Source organism: Halorubrum aidingense JCM 13560, from assembly GCF_000336995.1.
GTDB classification, from domain to species: Archaea; Halobacteriota; Halobacteria; order Halobacteriales; family Haloferacaceae; genus Halorubrum; species Halorubrum aidingense.
Window position 1 is genome coordinate 412,226 of the sequence record NZ_AOJI01000017.1, and the last position, 20,200, is coordinate 432,425.

The window sequence follows — 20,200 nt, forward strand, 5'->3', positions numbered from 1 at the left end:
GAGTGGTGTGCGTCGCGCTGATCGACCCCCCGGACGGTCTAGATGACGAGTGTTGAGATAGGCGACGGCGCGTTGACACACTACTGCGGCGGTTCACCGCCGGACATCCCAAGTGAGAGGGTAACTATGTTATGCGATGATCCCACCGCGGGCATATGCCAATAGAACTATGACCGGTCTGTACGGCGGGCGTAGTAGTGTGTACTCGCCTGATTCTAGGGGAATCAGCGTGTAAGCTCCTTTTTGTGTACGAACTATGGGGCGTTCAGCCGTACGAATGTGCAGTTGTGCGCGTAAGTAACTCATACGAGTACGAACGCTAGCACGTACGTACCTCCGCACAGAACGACGCACACGGATAGGCACGAGAGTGTGGACGGACAGAAGAATCCGAGACTACGTTTTCGGACGCACTTACATAACATGGACTACTATCAACACGGCACCCGATCGCTGGAGTGATAGAGCAAGAATTCAGTGATTACCTACCACGAATTCTAAGTCACGGCGCTACACAACTCCGGAACAAATGACTGACCTCAAGCAAAAATACGTTGAGGACGCCATCCACCTTACTTCGGGTGAAGATCGGGATCTGTTGCCATCACACGGTTCTGAGAGACAACGTCATTTGGATGGTCTCGTTCAGTACTTTGCCAACGAGTTTCCTGCAGACACCGAAGGTCTACGCATCTCGAATGACGAATTAGAGAACCGAATTCGTGAGTTGTTGAGTGAGTCTCTATCTCGTAGTGAACCCGTTGATGCTTTTGAAGAAGAGTTTGAACAGTTACCGGACCGAATCAGAAATATATCGCTAGAGAATTACCAACTCGGTGTTCCACTAAACCTTTCGCCTCAAATTCCGTTTGATACTATTGGGTTCGGAAACTACCGTTTTGAACTCGTCGATAAAGAAGAATGGATAGAGAAGTTTGCTTCCCCCGCACTTAATGACCCAGAGTTCTCCAAACAGTTCGAACAAGTCCCTAATTCCTTTGCGGATGATTACACGTACTGGGTGTTGGAATATGAAGCAAGAGATCCGGTACACATTCTTGAAATTGCCGACCAGTACCTAGGAGTGATTCTGGGGCAGCTGATTTATTGTCTGTTCGATTGGAGCTACACGAATAGGTTTGACGGGGAAACCGTTTGGAACCGACCATGGTCAGAGTTGAGACTTCCTTTTGTGTACATCCTACGAGAAGAAGATGCCTTCCACAGTGCATTTTTTGACGATGATATTTCACCCAGACACTCCATAGAAATGTACCTTGATCGACAGGAGCGCCTCAAACTGCGATACCAACAGATTCCACAACTCGACAATCCGAATGAGATTGATGAAAAGCTGATTAATGCCTTCAAGAATTTTCAATCCGGTGCTACAGAGGCAAATAGTCAACAGGCATTTTTGGACTACTGGCGCGCGGTAGAGACACTATGCAAGTTCAATGAAGATGACAAGATGGATAAGGTCGCCGAGCGAGCGAGGGCGATCATTCCCCGACAATATCCATTGCTCAAAGAGAGATTCGACGCGATTGCAAATAAGCGAAATTCACTCGTTCACGAGAAGGTCGGTGTAACTATCACACAACGAGATAACGAATTCCTTCGGAGTGTGGTGTACAATCTAATTCCCTTTATGATTGTCAACCGGGAGTGGAATCCCGACAGAATCAAAGATTGGTTGGATATGTCCTCCAAGGAGAGTTCGGAGTTGTCACACAAGCTTCGGTTATTAGAGGAAGAAATTGAGGATAAGAAGCGAGACGTAGAGATTGCACGACGAATCCTTGATGGTAGAGAAAGAGGATATTAACCTAGCTTCAGTCAGCGATACCGAGATTTAAGTTGTATGGCGAAGCAGCATTTGATATCGACGTTCAGTTCGCCTCCTCAGAGAATCATTTCACCACTCACAAAGCATGACTGACTCACAACGAGCTGAGATTAAGCGACGACTGGATGATAAGCTATCACTTGATGATTTCAAGCGAGACTATCGTTCACAGGATGAAGCTGCTACACAGTTTTTCCAAGACCTATTCGTCCAAGTACTCAATTTTAGTGAAACGGTTTCCCCTCTTGGTGATGAGACGTGGCACCCTCTGCGAGTTCACGAGTGGTCTGATTCTGCCCGGGCTACAGATGCACGACTCTTTGCAGAGGCAGGAAACTTCCGCGTCATCTACGTTGAGCTAGAGAAAATGACCCGGACAGCGGAACGGAACGCTATCCAGAGTCTTACTCGATCCGATCAGACAAGCGGCTGGGCTATCGACGGCTCCTTCCTGACCATATTCCACGAGCCTGACGAGGATATCTGGCACCTCGTCACGCCCTATGAGGAAGGTACAGACGACATCACGACTGGTCGCCCGGTACTCCGTCGGTACACGCTCGGTGAAGGTGAGACCCACCGCACCGTCGCAAATGCGCTGTCGGGTATGGATGCCAGCAAGGGTCGGCTGGCAGAGCGCATCGACGAGGCGTTCCGAGTCAAGCCAGTTACCGAGGACTTCTACGAGAACTACAAGAGCACCTTCGACACGCTCAGTAAGGAACTTCGTCGTAAGGGACTGGAAATCGAGGATGCCGACCGGTACGCGCACACTACGCTCAACCGGTTGATGTTCTTCTATTACCTCCAGAAGAAGGGCTGGATTGGGAACCGGAAGGACTTCGTTCGGTGGTTCCACGAGCAGTACGAAGAATCCGACGAAGGGAACGTGTTCCACGAGAAGTGGCTCTCGGCGCTGTTCTTCGAGGGTATGAACAGCCCGGAAGGTGGAGAGATCGATGCTGATCTCCCCTCGGAGGTTGAGACCGCGATTTCGGGACTTCCGTACATGAACGGTGGGCTCTTCCAGCCGACTGAAGAGGACGAGAGCAACACTTTCCTATCTGACTCTGCGCTGAGGTCGGTGATCGAAGAGTTCCTCGAACAGTACAACTTCACTGTCACCGAGGAGAGCCCCTACGACATCGACGTCGCCGTCGATCCGGCGATGCTCGGGAAGATCTACGAGTCCCTGATTGCCGAGCAGGAACGCGGCGAAGCTGGCATCTTCTACACGCCTCGTGTCGAGGTGGACTTGATGTGCCGGATGGCACTGTACGAGCAGTTCTGTGACCACGCAAAGGATCTCGATGCTGAAGGGAAACAGCGGATTGTTGAGTTCATCTTCAGCGAGCCACAAGACTGGGACGCGGAGAGCAACGGGGAAACAGAGCAACTGGAGAACATACTCCACGAACTTCGTATCGTTGACCCTGCCTGCGGTAGCGGTGCGTTCCTGGTGGGAATGAAGCAAGTGGTCACCGAGCTGTACCGGAAGCTCGGTACGACCCCGGACTACCACCTCAAAGAGCAGATCATCAACGAAAATTTGTACGGCGTCGATATCAAGGACTGGGCAGTCCGGGTTGCTGAGTTCCGGCTTTGGCTTTCGCTCGTTGAGGGCGAAGAGCAACTCCCAGACCAGCGCCCAGTGCTGCCAAACTTTTCTTTCAAGCTCAAGGTTGGTGACAGCCTGATTCAGAAACTCGACGGTAAATTCGTATCTCTTGACACCATCACGCGGACGCTTAATGGTGATACTGGAAGCCTTCTTACCGAACTGAAAGAACTGAAACGCGAACACTTCGAAGGAGAGGCAGATCGGACGCAGGAAATCGAAGAAAAACAAATCGAATTACTCCGTAGTCACATCAATAACCAAATTAACAAACTATCGTCGGGAGGGACACAGGAGACCCTCTTCGGAGAAACTAAAGATGACCTAAATGAGGATGTCAAGAATCGAATCGCCGATCTTGAGGAAACCCGCGATGCAATCAATAGCGCCGGTGGTACGGGCTTCTTTATGTGGGATATCGATTTCTCTGATGTTATGGTCGAGGGCGGATTTGACATTGTTATCGGGAATCCTCCCTACGTCCGTCAGAAAGAGATTATTGATCAAGGTATCCACCCCGAGATTTTGGAGAAGATGGACAGTGATGATGTAAAGGAACTGAAAAAACGATATAAAAATGACTTAGTTGAATACGTTGAGGACACTTTCGGAATTTCACCTTACAAACGAAGCGACCTCTACGTCTACTTTTTCTTCAGAGGTTTGGATGTACTGCGAGATGGCGGAACTATCACATACATCACTTCAAATTCCTGGTTGGACGTTAACTATGGTCAACGTCTGCAAGAAGGCCTCATGAGATTTGGTGACATCCAATATCTACTTGATAACAGAGCAGGTCCGATTTTTGATGAGGCTGATGTCAATACTGTAATCGCAATGGCGCGACGAACTGCAGGTACAGAGTCTCTAAGTGGCAATGCCTCCTTTGTCACATTCAATGACTACTACGAGAACGTTGTCCGTGCAGACGTTATGGATGAAGTGTTAGTCGGGGGAGAAGACAAATCTACAATTGAGTATCAAGATCAAGTTCTAACATACACGTCGGTGGAAAGCGGTCGGCGCGTTACCATTCCGGAGTATAGTCTGTGGCGACTTGGAGGAGGTGTTGTTGAAAATGGAGGTGGCTCCAACTCACCCGACAGCGTTTACTCAGAAAAAACAGGAGTGGGCGGGGCTCAGGCAGGACTAGAATCGTATGGTGAGTCGGGAGATGCCCCGAAGCCAGCAGGTTCGTATTCGGGTGACGAAAAGTGGAGCCAGTACCTTCAAGCCCCAGACATATACTTTGAAATTTTGGAACGGAACCAAGATCTACTAATACCGTTAGGAGAGATTGGAGAGGTTTACCGAGGAGCCACAACCGGAAATAACGCTTTCTTTTATCCAGATCAAGAGACGATTGATCGCTTTGATCTACCCGAAGAATACCTTCACCTGACAATGAAAAGTCCTCGGTCACTAAGCCGACCCTTAGTTACTGATGATGATTTAGACACTCAAGTGATTACGATTCCAGAGGATCCAGAGCATCCGGCTCTCCAGCGATACGTCGAATACGGAGAAGAAGAAGGAATCCATACAGGATCGACGGTAAGTGGCCGAGATCCGTGGTATGCATTAGAAGATGAAATTGAGAAAACACAGCTCTTCTGGCGAAAAACCCACTACACCACCCATCTCACATATTATTCGGAAAGCCCATACTATCTTGATCAGCGATTCTACGGGATCAGAATCAACGACACGTCAGAAATTGATGCTAAGACCCTTGCTGCGATTCTCAATTCGACTTATTACGCCCTTATGAAAATCCTCTACGGGAGGGAGATGAGTGGTAGGTCTGTCGAAGCTGCAGTCTATGAGGTCGAGAAATTCCCAATTCCAGATCCCAACAAAATAAACGAAAGTCAGAAACGAGAACTTCGGGCCGCCTTTGAAGATATGTGGGGACGAGATGCTGAAGCTATTTATGATGAATTTGAAGATCCAGCCCGTCAGCGTCTTGATGGAGCGTTATTCGAGCTTCTTGACCTCTCCGAGGAGAACCAAGAGGCGTTGTACGATAGCGTAGAACAACTCACAAGAAAGATCCGAGAACGAGATAAACAGCGCTGATCCCAATGAGTAATGACAATAGCATTGGGATCATCGACAACCGTCGCTACTCCCACCTTGACGAGGTCCTAAAGTCCGGGCTCCAAAGCGAGGGTGTTGACCGGATTCGAATCGCTGTCGGCTACCTCTATATGAGTGGCCTGAAGCGACTCCGTCCTGAATTAGATGAATTCCTGGACAATGGTGGGACACTCCAGGTCCTGATGGGGAATCCGGATCAGCAAGGGTTGGACGAACTCATAGAGGCTCATCAGAATCTTCGTCTCACTGGCACGAAATTCAGACAGTCACAGAACGTCAAGTGGAGTGAGCGCACAGAGATTCGTGCGGAAACTGCGGACAATTACTCACACCAACTCCTCTACGAAGATCCCACTGCGGAAAATCAAGCGTTCTTCACGAAACTAATCGACTGGCTGGAACAGGGACGTATCCAACCGAAGCTCTATCTTCAAGAACGGTTCCATGCGAAGGCGTATCTCTTTGAGAAAGATGAGGGTGACATCTTCGCTCCCAAAGACGTCGGTGTCGTTGGTTCCTCAAATCTCAGTCTCAGCGGCCTCCACAGTAATACAGAACTCAATGCCCCAGTCTACAACGAGAAGGTCACCCAACTGAAGGAGTGGTTCGATGACTTGTGGGATGACGCCGTTGAATTCGACGACGATCTTCTTGACGCATTTGAAGACTCGTGGGTTTCGAACAACCCAGGGAACGTCTCAACGGACGATGAACCACCTGCGCTTCCGGGTGAGTCGCTTCCGGACGATACGGTAGAAACACTCCGAAATATCAGTGCGGGAACCGGGCTCCCTGCACCGTACTTGGTGTACGCGAAGATCCTCTACGAGCTTTACAAGGAGACGCTGGAGACTGCTGAGGACTACCTGCAGTCGTTCGATGTGTACGAGGACCTTTACGAGTTCCAGCAGTGGGCGGTGAATCGCGGCATCCGTATCGCAAACAAGTACGACGGGGTCCTGGTTTCCGACGTTGTCGGGATGGGGAAGACGTTTGTTGGTCTCGGGTTACTCGAACACTTCCACGCGCGGAATCGCCTCCGTGGGAAGAAGGGGAAGATGCTGATCATCTCGCCGAAGCATCTCCAACCGATGTGGGAGCGGATGGTCAACAAGCAGTACAACTTCAATGCGGAGGTGATCAGCCTGGGGATGGTGTCGAAGGAGGATTTCCACGAGACGTTGCTTGAAGAACACGACGATGCGTCGGTGTGCCTCGTCGATGAGGCGCATCACTTCCGGAATGACGATACGCATCGGTACAACAATTTGCAGGCGTTTCTGCCGACGGTCAATCAGACGATTCTCCTGACTGCGACGCCGTATACGAAGAGTGCCTGGGACGTGTATAATCAGATCAAGCTGTTCCACATCGAAGACCTCACGCAGATCCCGATTACGCCGCCAAACCTCTATGACTTCACCAAGATGGTGGAGAGCGGTGAGACCGATCTCTCGAATCTTCTGAGTCACGTGATGGTGCGGCGAACTCGCCAAGACATCATCGACCAGTACGGCGAGGAAGACGAGGAGGGTCAAGTGTACCTCCAGATGGGTGGTGAACGACGGTACCTCCCGGATCGGCACCTACAGACGGTCGATTACAATCTGCATGAGACGTACTCGACGGCGGACGGCGTCAATGATTCTCTGTACGATGCGATTGTGGAGACGCTAGAGGACCTCAGGTTCGCTCGGTATTCGCTTGGACAGGAAGACTACCTGAAGACGGGGTACGGGAATCAGGACCCGTATCAGAATCTTTCCTCGATGGGGAGGAGCATTCGTGGGTTGATGAAATCTAACCTTCTGAAGCGGTTGGAAAGCAGTGTCCATGCCTTCTACACGTCCCTCAATCGGATGCTTCGGAGTTACCGAACATTCCGGGATCTTCTTGATGAGGGTACGGTCGCTGTCGGGAGCGACGTCTCCGAACTCATCAACAGTGGGGAGCAGATTGATTACATCCTTGATGAGATTGACGAGATGGTTGAGGAAGGGAAGTACGCGGCGTACCAAACCGAGGCTTTCCACCTTGACGACCTGAAGCGTGATCTTGAGACTGACATCCAACTCTTAGCTGAACTGCAAGACACCTTGGAGCCGTTCCATCAGGACATCCAGGATGACTACGCGATGGACGACAAAGTTGAACAGCTCCGGCAGCTTCTCGGGAATCTCCGTATTGGGTCACATGAGATTCTTCAGCGCGGTGACCGGGCTGAGAAGCTGATTGTGTTCACGCAGTTCACAGACACGGTGAAGTATCTGGAAGCTGCGTTTGAGCAGTTCCAAGACCGGGGATTACTCTCTGATGACGTTCGGTTTGCGAGTGCAACCAGTGATACCTCGAACGTCGAGAAGATCATTCAGCGATTCGCCCCTGAGGCGAATGATGCACGAGACAAAATCGACCCGAGTGACGAGATTGACGTGTTATTTGCAACCGACGTTGCGGGGGAGGGAGTCAATCTTCAGGATGCGAATTTAGTGATTAATTACGATCTCCACTGGAATCCCCTCCGTCTAATTCAGCGGATTGGTCGTGTTGACCGTCTCGGAAGCGGGCACGACGATATCTATGCGCTCAATTTCCTGCCAGAAACGGAACTCGAAGAGGAACTCGGCATCGTTGACCGCGTTGAATCACGGGTTCAAGAAATTAGTAATGTCCTCGGTGAAGACGGAGAGATTCTGAGTCCGGAAGACAACGTGAATCGGTCGTACATGGAGGACATCTACGCTGAAGAGGACATTGAGAGAGTCGAAGACGACGTGAACGAGATCATCGGGAGCGACGACCTCATCGGCCCCGCAAGTAGCCTTCAGGACCTCAAACAGGAGTACTCGGATCTCCTCAGTTGGTTGGATGACCGCGACGGAATTCGGAGTGCGATGGAGTGGGGCCGAGAGTACGACGGTATCGTCATTGTCTACCGGCAGGGAGACTACACGACCCCGTATCTCGTGACGTTCCCAAGCGAAGGAGGACAAAACCTCGCCTCACAGGAGAAGGACACCATCGTTGAAACCATCATGTGTCCCATCGATGAGCCAGTCGCGTCCGTTGACGCAGAGACGTTCGACAGTCGATACGAACGAGCTGTACAAGTGGCGCGGACGGAGTTCGGCGATGACATGGGTAAGCGCCGTCAGTTCCAGCGAGAAGCTCGCCAAGGTGCAAGTATCGACCGAGACTACGTGGTTGACGAACTTGGAGAAGTCGCGTCGTCTGTAGAAAACACCGATCAACAGCGGACAATAACACAATTCCAAGATATCGTTGAGACAGTATCGGCAGATCAGATCCTCAACGAATTCGGGGACCTCCGGAATGAGGAAGTTACCGGTGAGCAACTGGTGGCCGCTGTTCGAGAGATCATCTCTCGGTACAATCTACAGGAAAAATACGAAGAACGACAGGATTGGGCAGAAGATCAGGAAGAGCCTCCTCACGTCGTCGCAGGGATGTATTTGAAAGGCCAGCGCTAAATTGTGATCGGCTCGCTGAGATTCAAGATAATATTATGGGAAATTCGCCTGCTTAACCCAGTTAGAGCAGCTCGCCACGACTAAATTCAGACACGTATACGCGACGCTGTGGTATCTAACCTCAACATTTCACAGAAAGCAAGACCGAAAACGATGACTGGTTGGAAGTCTCTACACAGGATCCACATCGGACATTCACGTACGTGAAGCTGTACGCACAAGGCGTACATAGGGGTGTGAGTACGTGTTCCTCGGGTCCACCGGAACTCCTGCCGAGAATCGAATATGAGTGTAACCGAAGCAACAACGACGACAACACCGACTGAGCACAACGAGGGTGCGAATAAGATTCGATGCGCCGGATCCGGGACGCCAGCCTTCAGGGTACAGGGACGCGCGGAATGGTGTGCGGTGTGTACCGCGCCGATCGACCTGCCAGACGGGCAGATATCCAGACATTCATAGGAGTGAGTGTGCGTCGACACACTGCCGTGGACGGGACACCGTCCCCGGCTCCCCAAGAGAGAGGGACCAATCCCGGGTGTGGTGGCCCGGGAAACTCGCCCTTCCCCGCACGGTGGTGCGTACAGGCACGGGCGGACGCAGTGGTGTTGAGTCTCGTGATTAAGGAGATATAGACGGCGGAGAGGTGTTTGAGTTAGTTGATCGGCCGATAAGTAACTCGGACTTCAAGAAGTTCGACAGGGAGATTGACAACGAGTAAGACGGTTACACTACCTCACGAGAAGCAGTGGGCTTACCAGAGTTTTGGTCGGACTCAGAGCTTCGTCAGCAAAGGAGCAGGTCGGAAATTCGCAGTACGGTAATGGTAGGTTGTCTCAATCGTTCTCAATGTAAGAAGCGAATGTTTCGGATCCTGATCCGACATCGTACCAGTCGCTGATTGTGGAGTGATATGGCTGCCAGAGGTGTCGTTCAGCTCTACGTACTCTGTTACCCCACTCGCTCTGTATCATTTGGCTGAGCGATTGATACTGCTTTGCAAGCATATGGAGTATCAGAATAGGATCCATCGGTGGATGAGGCAGCCGGGGTTTATCCAACGGACTTGAGCAATAATGGGGATTTGCGTGCTGAAGATGTCCTGTATCAAACTCTCCCCCATTCTGAAGATGAGAAACAGGCTTTCGCTCATCCTCATTGTCCCCCATATCTATATCAAAGTGGTATCGACGAGCGACCCGATAATCGAACTCCGCGGCATCAGCACTCCAACAGCAAGGGGCTCCAAGGTGCCTGTTTACATCTCTACCACGCGCCTCTGTGTCCTCCTGAGCCAACAGTGTGAGATTGAGAGAGTACTCCTCAAAATCCCCATCTGAAACAGCTATTTTCCCCCCAATAATGGCCTTCCCCATATTTTCGTCGAAATCCCGTGCCTCTCCTGTATCAAAATTTTCACCGCCAATATCTAACACCCAGTTGGGAGAGAGATTCAGAGTCCAATCACTAGATTCCTGACTCCTCATGTTGAAATAGGCGGCTGTAACATAGTCGCAATTTCGCTCGAAAGCCCCCGATTCAAAATCTCGGAGGAAATTGAGCTCGGACAGCAAATGCTCATACAGCTGGTTAGCCTCGGGGAGTAGGTCATCAAAGGACACTATTGTGCGCCCTCATCCACTAATCGATAGTCCTCGAATTTACCTTCCCGAGAATGATGCACATTGCTACAGATGAGATGCGCCGGGAACCTAGCATCTTCACCCTCTATTTGAGCAGCGACTGTTTCTGGGTATTTATCCTCGCATACTCTACATTCTGCGATACTGTCCTCAGGTACATCCAGTATTCTTGTAGCAGTCCGGCATATCTCTCCAACCGGCGCATTACGGTCTTGGTTCAACTCAACAACGGCCCCGATCAGTTCGGAAGACCACCACCGCTCTCCAGACCAGTGTGAAAAAATCCCATCGTAGGTGAATTCACCATACGATGTGTCGTATAATTCGCCGATATAGTCGTCGAAGACATCTTCCTCTAATCCGAGCTTTGTAGCAGTCCAAGTTTTATCCCAAAGTGGTCCTGGGGTCTCGCGGAATCGGTGACAAACCCACTCCATAAACGCAAGCTTGTTGCCACCCTTCACCGTTGGATCTTCCTTCAATCCAGAATTGAACTCTCTTGGAATGACCGCTTCTACCTCTTGCCTAGCAGTCTCTGGAGGATTCAGAGTTTCCACCAGAAATTCAAACCCTTCTCCTCTTACTGATTCTAGGGCCTCATAATCAGATAGATCGTTAACCAGCTTGGTAGCCCCTTCCTTACCCACTAAATCACTGACTTCACATGTCCACTGGAAATGGCTCTTACTTACAGGCTGTTGAAGTTCATCTATCGCCTCCCCACTAAAGGCATATATCGGAACTTGGGGAAGGTTCTCTCTGACTGTGCCAGCCATTGTGAGCCCTTTCCCGGTGTAGTCCCCGTTCTGATGTAGCACCCAATCAATCAAAACGAGATCTGCATCTGGCTCGTTGTCTGATTGAAGAGCCTCCGTAGCATCTTCTGGGTTAGAGAATACAACAGATAGTGGGTCTGCTTGCTCCTCTAGAACGTTTGCAAAATTTTTCTCTCGATTATCTCGATCGTCAATCCACCAGACAGTATAGTCACTCATTCAGCGTAACCTCCACACACGTTGACCAGTCCTGTGCCTCCACAAACTCAGCGTGCCCACCATGTTTCTGGGCAATATTCCGAACAATGCTGAGTCCAAGCCCACTTCCCTTCCCAAGATGCTCAGACAGTTCTTCTGGCATTTGCTCTGAAAGCCCCTCGTACATGTTCTCAGCCGGGTCAGAGACCAATGGCTCGAACGCAGCATTCTTTTGATCGTCTGGAATGCCAACCCCGTCATCATATACTCTGATCCGAACTCCATCATCGGTCGAGGTTCCTTGGACCAGAATACCCTTCCCAGTGTCAGAGGTGGTTCCCACGGCTTTGATGCTATTAGTCACCAAATTCACAATGACTGAATAGAGTTCTGATTCATACATCGGTGGAGTACGAAGCAACTCTGGAATGTCTGTAGAAATGTTCACGCCATAGTAGTCCCCGATGTACTCAACTGCGTCCGTAACGTCCGTTACGGTATCTGCAACGTTTTGTGAGGAAATCTCTTTCTGTGCCCCAGTCTCCATGAAGATGCCAAAGAGTTCCATCTGGTCTTCGAATCGACCCTGCATATCCCGAAGGTCATCGATGACGTCTGAGAATCTCGCCTGTTGGTCTTCAGGCAAATCGTCGATGACTGCTTCAATGCGGGAAGCACTGCTCTCCAAGTTACTGACCATAGACCGAAGTTCATGAGAGAATGAGAAGACGACCTGATTGACGGAGAACGCAGACCTGAAGAAGTCAATTTCCTGTTCCTTTCGATCAATCGAGTTCCTGATGACCTTGGTGGCAGTTTCGACTGCTTCGTCAGAGACTTGCTTATCCTCCTCTGGCATCGCCCCAGTCGCTGTATCTGCCACCCCCTCCAGAAGGTCAATCGCTTTGTCTACAGTTTCATCCGATCTATCTTCCCCTCCAATACCCGAATCATCCGATTCAGGCACCTCACCGTTCAGGTCACCCAATTGTGTTTGGCCCCCCGACTCTGCTTCGCCCCCCGCTCTTGTTTCGCTACCGGAGCCATCATCTTCTCCGGTTTCCTCAAGGAACTTCTCAGTCTCCTCCTGTAGCTCCTCCTTTGCCTTTCTTGCTTTATAATGGCTATACTGGAGAGTCATCCACTCGATACTTAGGACGACAATCTCTTTCAGTCGCTGTATCAGGTCATTATCGAGGAAATCCTCACGATTGGATGCCATTTTCAGCTCTGCAGAAGAGCTAATCATTACACGTCCGATCAGGTTCCGGTTGCTTGGTAGTGACAGTAGAGTGTTTTCGAATTCTGTGTGAAACTCAAGTGTGTCGGAGAGTTCTTCAAATCGATCATCCGGCTTTCGGTCCTTGTTGAGTGTCCTCCTTTCATCAATTCCTAGCCAGTCGTCATCTGGCCCTCCATACGAGAATACCCGGAACCCACCCTTGTACACTCGAACACCGCTTTGTTCCTCGGAGATCTCCTTAGCACGCCCCAAGCTTAGCGTTTGAGAATCACGGTAATGTTCCTTTGTGTCTAGAGGAATGTAGGATATTTTGAATTCTGTTCCAGCAAGGCTGTCTACAGGGTGGTTGAAAGAGTATGTTCGATTACCGATCAACTTCGCATCTAGCGAGAGGGAAACCTCCCCATTTTCGGATAAAGTACCCTCTAGACAGCCCCAACTAGCATCGTGAACCTGCTCTGAAAGTGTACCTTTTCCATCCTCAAATTCGGGGGCATCAAATCGAATCTCGAAGCCCGGGTCAGGTTCATACTCTGGACCCCTGTTTGTCGGCTGGACAACCGCAAGTGTCGAAACGTTTCGCCGAAGGGTATTGAAATCCTGTTGATTCCACTTGTCTTGGAGATCACGTAGTCCAATAGTTGTCCCCGTTTCCGCTTTCCCATCTACGGGAATCCGCTCAACAGTTGGGGTGAATGTGACCTCGTCAATTTCTTGGTTACTCTCGTAGTCTCTCCAAGGAATCGTCAATGATGTCCGTTCATACTCGTCATCAGCTTCGATATACGCTGTAGTAGTAAGCTCCAACACATGGGCTAATCGGCGGCAAGCAAACCGACCGATTCCTTTTGACCCTGCTCTTTCTCGTCCATATTTTTCCGACTCCGGATTCTCTCTCTTATCTGTCGTTGCGATCCGCATAAAGTCATCACGGACCTCGGCGAGAGACATTCCGGTCCCATCGTCACGGATTCGGATCTCGCTCTCTGTGGTATCGTCTGCTCTCGCGTCCTCAAACTCCAGAACAACCTCAGTCGCGTCAGCATCGTACGCGTTCTTGATAAGTTCGCTAACGGCGACGTGATTTCGGGTGACGAGATTCTCTCCTAGTTCCTCTAATAGCCGGCTATCAATGGTGAATGAAACATCATCTGGAGAGCTACTCATTGACTACAGGATACGGTGGTAAGTTTAAAAGCACTTGGGGAACTTCCTCTCACTATCGTGAGCGCCGAGCGAAATATACTGGAGCTTCAATCCGGAGCTCGGATACCATACTCTGTCCAGCAGCGGAACGTGAAGCACCCGAAGCTAACCCTCAATCCCGATGGCTCTCTCTCTGTTACAGTCTCTTCAGATGCCTCTGGTCGAAAAATCGTTGCGAAGAATACTGGCTGGATTTCGGAGAAGTTCGATGAGCAAGAGGAGTCCGTAAAATGCGTCACCGAGAAATACGGCGATATTACGTCTGGCTTCGTCTTCTGGGGGCGAAAATATGACTTGGAAAGGCGGACCGGCTCTTATGACATTCACATCAAGGAGAACACGGTAAGAGTACAGACGCCACAATCCGGTGACCATCTGCGTTTCCTTCTCAACCAGACGAGGGAAGCAGTCCGTGGGGCGGTTACTACGATCGCAGACTCGATGTGTGCGACCCACAATCTGACGATTGAGCGGGTAACGATCCGTAATCAGCAAACCAAGTGGGCAAGTTGCTCGTCTGGCCACACGCTTAATTTCAACCTCAGATCTGCGTTCCTTCCCTTTGACCACCTTCGCTACTTAGTTGCCCACGAAGTTGCACATACAAGACACCCAGATCACTCAGGGGCATTCTGGGACCTTGTGGAGTCAATGGTCCCGGAGTATGATCGATATCGAAATGAACTACAAATGTTCTGGTATGCGCTTCACCGGAACGAGGACTGGCAAAAGCTGCTAGAAAGAGCATAGATGTTTGTAGACCCTCATAATATTGTTGTTATATATGAATGTCAGCCAGCACTCACGTCTTCTGATTTGCGAATAACAGCGTTCCAAAAGCCCCAATATACCCGGCCATAATCATTAGCGTATGTCGATTAGGCGGGAACTGAGAGAGGGCTCCCATACTGTCGAATACCCTCTCGTCGCTTTTTTCAACACCGTCTCTGATCTCGGTCGTGCTGAAACTTCGCAAGTTGCGTCTAACGTCGATTGTTCGTACCCGACAGCGTATAAGAAACTTCGATACCTCTCAGAGCTCGGGATAATTCAGTGTAGTGAGGGAAGTAACCCTCTGGAGTGGTTTCTGAGTGTCAAACACACCGGAGCGGAAGACCCGAATCTGGACAAACTCACACGAGAGAAACTGGCAGCTCTGATCCTCGAATCGATCGACGATACGGCACAACAGCTCATAGCTTCCTCTTCTCGTATTCAGGACCCCCCTCACTCGATTCGACGGTGGCTTGACGACAGAGGAATGGACGTATCCGAATCATCCCCGGAAGTGATATCGCGCGCTGCCGTGTTCGATTTCTATCTGAAAAGCACGCTACACTCTCTGTATGTTCCGGAGATTGAAGAGCTGGAACCCCTAGATGTTGAGACCGATTACGCCCATGAGTTTGAAATTGCGAGGAACCTCACCGGGGATGAAGGCTTCTCACCCACCCCGCCGGGCCAGCTAGCAGCAGAACTTCCGGAGGGTGTACAACGCCGGATTTTATCACTCCGAAGCGCTCTTCATACCTGCGATCAGCCAGCTACTGTTCTCAGCTCCATCTATGAGTGTCTCTTCACACAGAAAACTCGCCGGGAACTGGGACAATTTGCCACCCCCAATAGAATCAGCTCGCTCCTAGCAGAGTGGGCCGTTTCGGAGGACTCTGCTACGGTTTTGGACCCTGGTGTTGGTGCCGGTATGCTCTCATCTGCGGTAGTCCGAAAAAAAGCAGATAGAGGGGACACCACCCCTATTCAGGACATCAAGGCTATCGACATCGACGGTTTGTCCGTCTCGATGGCCGCAGTTTCGCTTAAGTCAATTGATGGAGCCGGGAGCCCCAAACTGAGTATCGAGAATTTCCTCGACCTGAAGGCATACGAGTGGACCAGTGAGGGAAGAGACAAATCAGATCCCGTCGACGCCGTGGTTTCAAATCCCCCCTACTCCCGGTCACAGCTACTGACGGAAGATGAGAAAGACGCGGTAAACTCACAAATATCCAGAGAAGCGGGGATTAAACTCCATGGTAAGTCGCCACTGTATGCGTACTTCATCATCCACGCAACCCAGTTTGTAAAGCCGGGTGGAAAACTAGGGTTTGTCATCCCCTCCGGGTTCATGCAGACCGATTTCGGGGTGGGATTCAAGCAATATCTCAAAGAGGAGTTCCAGGTCGAGGCCGTAGTAAATCTCGATGATCAAGAGGGGACGTTTGATGGCGTAAAGACGACTGTGAGTCTGCTACTCTTGACGAAGAAGACTCCAGAGCAGAATCACGATGTTACGTTCATCAACCTCCCTGAATGGCCAGATCACGAGTCATTGTCTGAACTCCTAGATGAAGATTTCGAAGACTCAGATGGTCCGAAGGGGTATCGGGTAGATATCGCACAGCGATTACTCTCCCCTGAAGAGGATTGGCTCCATTACTTCGCACCAACGGACACTGAGGCTATCACCGGTGTAAGCGAGTTTAGCGATATTGCGACGATCAAGCGTGGGATTGCCACGGGAAATAACCAGATCTTCTGCCTCACTAGGAATGATATTGACAACCACGAGCTCCCAAAAAAATATCTCTGGCCCATAATCCGAACAGCGCAAGATATTCCTGGATACGAAATTACCAATGAAGACTGGTTATCGTGGCACAGCAAGGGAAAAGATGTCTGGCTACTGTACTGCTATGACGATGATAGGGAGAAAGTCAATGATCCGGAAGGTGTCTCCGCATATTTGGATTATTGTAAAAGAGAATACGACACTGACCGGAAGCTCTTCCACCAGCGAAACCCCTGGTACTGTGTTGATGAACGCGAGCCCGCACCAATATTAGCGAAGTATATGAGCCGAACAGGGTCTCAGTTCATCCATAACAAGGCGGGTCTGAGGACTCTGAATAATATGCATAACATCTATCCTGACTTCGGGGAGAGCGAAGTACAGGTTAAAGCGCTGCTTGCCTACCTGAATAGCAATATCGTCAAACAAGAAATAAGCAAAGTGAGCCGATCATACAGTGGGTTAGAGAAAATCGAACTTGGTGCGCTAAAGTCTTCACCAGTGATTGATCCTCGGGAGTTAGCGACAGACACAATCCAAGAACTTGCTACGCTGTTTGATGAGTTGGAGACTATAGAACGCGGTGATGGAGATATTTCAGAACCTATTGGGAAGATCGATGAGATACTTATAAATATTCTAAATATCTGCGTTAAACCATCCGAAAAGTAGAGGCAGTTACTGTTGCTTAATGCGACGATAATCTCGTATATCCCGGCGGGGTGATCACACCGCTGGAAGTTTCGGTGGTAGAGACATTTGTGGCTCTGTCGAAATCATATACTTCAGATGCATTGTTGCCTGAGGCAGCCGGTCGCTCAAGAATACGTAGAACACCACTCCCAAGGAAAATTGTATTCAGGTCACTGAGAGCGTTATCGGCCGAGTGTCCGGGAACCCCTGATTCTCGCCCAGAATCACCCCGATCCCGGTGTGAATGACGGGTGAAACCGGGCTAAATGTTGATTCTATTGGGCACGTTGTGAGTTCATCGGACACCCTACCGACCCCGTATATACGAGTCCCAACCGGATTATCGAGTGTAGATGACACGAGACACAGACGACCTCCCGGAACTCTTCGAGGAACAACGTGACGAGTACGACGACGCCGGTGAGATCGTGGACGCCGCACTCAACACCGCGAGCCGCGACGTTACGCCAGACGAGGCTCCCGAACTTGTCGCTGCAGCTCAACTGCAGATTCCAGTCACAATCGACGATCACACGCACGAGCTCGCAGTGCGCACTACTGAGTCTGAGATCCGCGACAACCCCGCCGCGTGACACCGCACCCCGAACACGATCAGGTGTTACTAACCTTGAACAAGCATTAGAAAGTATCACAAAACAACGAATGGAGAATTACTTAGCTTGGAAATGGTACAGAATCTTCGGGTACGTGAACAAACTCCGGTGGGTGTATGAAACTGATCCTGAAGAGATCGATGTCCCAGACGGTTACCAAGTAAACCGCGGGAATCGGTTGAGAGTCTACGATGACGCAGAGCAGGAAAAGTACCTCGGAGCAGAACTCCAATCTCGCGGTCGTAGAAACCCTGTCTCGCTGATTTCAACGGCACTGATACAACACCTGCATGAGAACGATGAGAACCTCACGTTCTTCATAATCGAACTCTACGAGACCAACCTCTTACTATCACAAAACCACGTAACCCCCGTTCTAACACGAGCCGGATCTTTCCTCGAACACGCATTGAACGACCGCCTTGGGACGGATATGAAGCTCTCCCCCGTGATTCGCGCCGCGTACAACAAGGGGGAATTGACCGATGAAGAGGTACGATTAGCTCAGTTCATTCGACTATGCCGGAACGATGTCTCTCACAACTTTGCGTACTTTACGGAGTGGGGGTTCATGGTTCATGATCACGCTTCAGTGTGCGTAAAACCGCTGTTGAGCTCGATTTCGGATTCATGGTATGGGGTCGATTTCCGTGTTGGTGACCAGTTGAGCATAGAGAATTGTCTTCGAGTGGTCGAAGAGGAATTCGAGTTCGAATGGTTGAACGATAAGGTGACGTATGATGATGATTCGATCCGGGACAGATACGTGACCGAACGCGGACGGGAGTAAGGACCCGGCGAACGAACAATCCTGTTAGCGCTCGGAGGCAGGCGAGAACATTCTCAGTAACACTACGCGTTGAGCTTCGCTCAGTACTACCGCATACCGTCCACCCTGTATACGGAAAGGTACCCGTGTACAGACTGTACGCGGGTACCTCGCTTTATTAGAGTAATCCTTGTGGGTAAGGGTGTATGAGAAACACCCCGAAAGTCGCCGCGTACATCCGAGCATCGACTGACAAGCAAGAATCACAGCACCAACGAGACGACATCAACGACTGGGCCCAGAACAACAACATCGGCCCCACCGAGATCGACTGGTATGTAGACCTCGCCCAGTCCGGGAGCGACCCGGGACGCGAGCAATTCCGGGAGCTCACCGACGCGATCGACGCGGGTGAGTACGACCGCGTCATCGTTTGGGAAATCAGCAGGTTAGCGAGACTCGGCAGCATCTACCAGAAATTCTTCGAAACAGCAGCCGACAACGAGACGATCGTCAATATCACGAACGGGTGGAGTGACACCGTACGGCCCGACGGCACCGGTAAACTCATCGCAGACATCAGTGCAGCTGTCGCTGAAGAGGAACGACGAAAGCTAATCAGTCGCGTGAACTCCGGCATCAAACGCGCTCGCAAAGAAGGGAAATGGTTGGGTGAAGTGCCCGTTGGGTTCGAACGGACTGACGAGGGGTATCTCCGTCCGCTCATCGACGCCGATCCGGACGAGGACAGTTACCTCGAAATCCGGAATGCCCTGGAGGCGATCGAAGACGGTGGGTCCTACAGACAAGAAGCGAAGGGGCTCAACACCACACGACAGACACTGTCCCGCATCGACCAAGATGACGATCGTCTGCAGTGGTATCTCGACGCGATCGCCGGTGATGAACGTGTGGCGGAGGCGCTGCAGGACATCCAGCATTAACACGACGCCCACGATCTTGTCAATACCCGCGGCGTGGGAGGATCCCAGTGCGTGGCATTATATCGCAGGCGACACACGATCAGACGCGATGCCAGACGACACCAGCGATGAGAACGACGAAGAGCACGCGGAATTAGTGCAATCTGAGGGAGGAACGATGGGATCCAATCTCACCAGTGGGGACGTAGACGGAGAGGGGATCAAGGACGGAGGTGTAGATTCGGGCTACGGTGAATTTAACGACTCCAACAGCGACGACGATCGGGATGCGGAGACCGGCCAGGCAGATTATCCGGACGATGTCGCGGAGACGACGCAAGGACACCCACCCGATGACATGGACATCATCGACGGCGAGGACCCCGACGCCGGGCGAGTCGATTACCCCGACGACACCAAGGACGACGGCGACAACGAGTAGTAGCCAGACCAAAATTTTGTGGGCACTTCAACAGCGATTAGGACGCTACAAGCACTGTAC

At 50.8% G+C, this 20,200-nt stretch carries 12 protein-coding genes; 9 read left to right on the forward strand and 3 right to left on the reverse strand.

Translation table 11 applies throughout. From position 1 onward, the window contains the following. The first annotated feature begins 529 nt into the window (after positions 1-529). The 3 genes from C461_RS15415 to C461_RS05250 all read left to right on the forward strand — a co-directional run bounded on the left by C461_RS15415 (position 530) and on the right by C461_RS05250 (position 9,061). Positions 530-1,828: a HEPN domain-containing protein gene (locus tag C461_RS15415; protein ID WP_152418334.1), complete on the forward strand. Its 1,299-nt coding sequence runs from the start codon at positions 530-532 to the stop codon at positions 1,826-1,828. 106 nt (positions 1,829-1,934) lie between these two features. Next, positions 1,935-5,549, forward strand: a complete 3,615-nt coding sequence (locus tag C461_RS05245) for an Eco57I restriction-modification methylase domain-containing protein (protein WP_080506258.1) — start codon at positions 1,935-1,937, stop codon at positions 5,547-5,549. 5 nt (positions 5,550-5,554) lie between these two features. After that, complete coding sequence (locus C461_RS05250; protein ID WP_007999266.1) at positions 5,555-9,061, forward strand: helicase-related protein; 3,507 nt, start codon at positions 5,555-5,557, stop codon at positions 9,059-9,061. Between the two features lie 839 nt (positions 9,062-9,900). Here C461_RS05250 and C461_RS15420 read toward each other — a convergent pair. From C461_RS15420 to C461_RS05260, 3 genes are read right to left on the reverse strand one after another with little or no spacing between them, the layout of a single operon-like run. Next, on the reverse strand, positions 9,901-10,686 hold the full coding sequence (locus tag C461_RS15420) for a hypothetical protein (protein WP_152418335.1): 786 nt from the start codon (positions 10,684-10,686) through the stop codon (positions 9,901-9,903). After that, entirely contained in the window at positions 10,686-11,702 is a 1,017-nt protein-coding gene (locus C461_RS15425; protein WP_152418336.1) for a response regulator, read from the reverse strand. Before C461_RS15425 ends, C461_RS15420 begins: the two co-directional genes overlap by 1 nt. Beyond that, positions 11,695-14,091: an ATP-binding protein gene (locus C461_RS05260; RefSeq protein WP_049906318.1), complete on the reverse strand. Its 2,397-nt coding sequence runs from the start codon at positions 14,089-14,091 to the stop codon at positions 11,695-11,697. Before C461_RS05260 ends, C461_RS15425 begins: the two co-directional genes overlap by 8 nt. A 57-nt stretch (positions 14,092-14,148) precedes the next feature. On the opposite strand from C461_RS05260, the gene C461_RS15035 reads away from it, so the two are divergent. The 6 genes from C461_RS15035 to C461_RS05285 all read left to right on the forward strand — a co-directional run bounded on the left by C461_RS15035 (position 14,149) and on the right by C461_RS05285 (position 20,140). After that, on the forward strand, positions 14,149-14,880 hold the full coding sequence (locus tag C461_RS15035; protein ID WP_162138518.1) for a M48 family metallopeptidase: 732 nt from the start codon (positions 14,149-14,151) through the stop codon (positions 14,878-14,880). A gap of 121 nt (positions 14,881-15,001) precedes the next feature. Further along, positions 15,002-17,371, forward strand: a complete 2,370-nt coding sequence (locus tag C461_RS15040; protein WP_080506259.1) for an HsdM family class I SAM-dependent methyltransferase — start codon at positions 15,002-15,004, stop codon at positions 17,369-17,371. Positions 17,372-17,745: 374 nt separating this feature from the next. Continuing rightward, on the forward strand, positions 17,746-17,985 hold the full coding sequence (locus C461_RS05270; protein ID WP_007999271.1) for a hypothetical protein: 240 nt from the start codon (positions 17,746-17,748) through the stop codon (positions 17,983-17,985). 70 nt (positions 17,986-18,055) lie between these two features. Next, entirely contained in the window at positions 18,056-18,796 is a 741-nt protein-coding gene (locus tag C461_RS05275; protein WP_007999272.1) for a hypothetical protein, read from the forward strand. Positions 18,797-18,981: 185 nt separating this feature from the next. After that, positions 18,982-19,719 carry a recombinase family protein gene (locus tag C461_RS05280; protein ID WP_007999274.1) on the forward strand — a complete coding sequence of 246 codons (738 nt, stop codon included), beginning with the start codon at positions 18,982-18,984 and terminating at the stop codon, positions 19,717-19,719. An 88-nt stretch (positions 19,720-19,807) separates the two neighbouring features. Continuing rightward, positions 19,808-20,140: a hypothetical protein gene (locus tag C461_RS05285; protein WP_007999276.1), complete on the forward strand. Its 333-nt coding sequence runs from the start codon at positions 19,808-19,810 to the stop codon at positions 20,138-20,140. The last annotated feature ends 60 nt before the right edge of the window (positions 20,141-20,200 follow it).

Bases quoted from the DNA above. Each gene is read 5' to 3' on its own strand.
- C461_RS15415 (WP_152418334.1), top strand. From the start codon at position 530: ATGACTGACCTCAAGCAAAAATACGTTGAGGACGCCATCCACCTTACT.
- C461_RS05245 (WP_080506258.1), top strand. From the start codon at position 1,935: ATGACTGACTCACAACGAGCTGAGATTAAGCGACGACTGGATGATAAG.
- C461_RS05250 (WP_007999266.1), top strand. From the start codon at position 5,555: ATGAGTAATGACAATAGCATTGGGATCATCGACAACCGTCGCTACTCC.
- C461_RS15425 (WP_152418336.1), bottom strand. From the start codon at position 11,702: ATGAGTGACTATACTGTCTGGTGGATTGACGATCGAGATAATCGAGAG.
- C461_RS05260 (WP_049906318.1), bottom strand. From the start codon at position 14,091: ATGAGTAGCTCTCCAGATGATGTTTCATTCACCATTGATAGCCGGCTA.
- C461_RS15040 (WP_080506259.1), top strand. From the start codon at position 15,002: ATGTCGATTAGGCGGGAACTGAGAGAGGGCTCCCATACTGTCGAATAC.
- C461_RS05270 (WP_007999271.1), top strand. From the start codon at position 17,746: ATGACACGAGACACAGACGACCTCCCGGAACTCTTCGAGGAACAACGT.
- C461_RS05275 (WP_007999272.1), top strand. From the start codon at position 18,056: ATGGAGAATTACTTAGCTTGGAAATGGTACAGAATCTTCGGGTACGTG.
- C461_RS05280 (WP_007999274.1), top strand. From the start codon at position 18,982: ATGAGAAACACCCCGAAAGTCGCCGCGTACATCCGAGCATCGACTGAC.
- C461_RS05285 (WP_007999276.1), top strand. From the start codon at position 19,808: ATGCCAGACGACACCAGCGATGAGAACGACGAAGAGCACGCGGAATTA.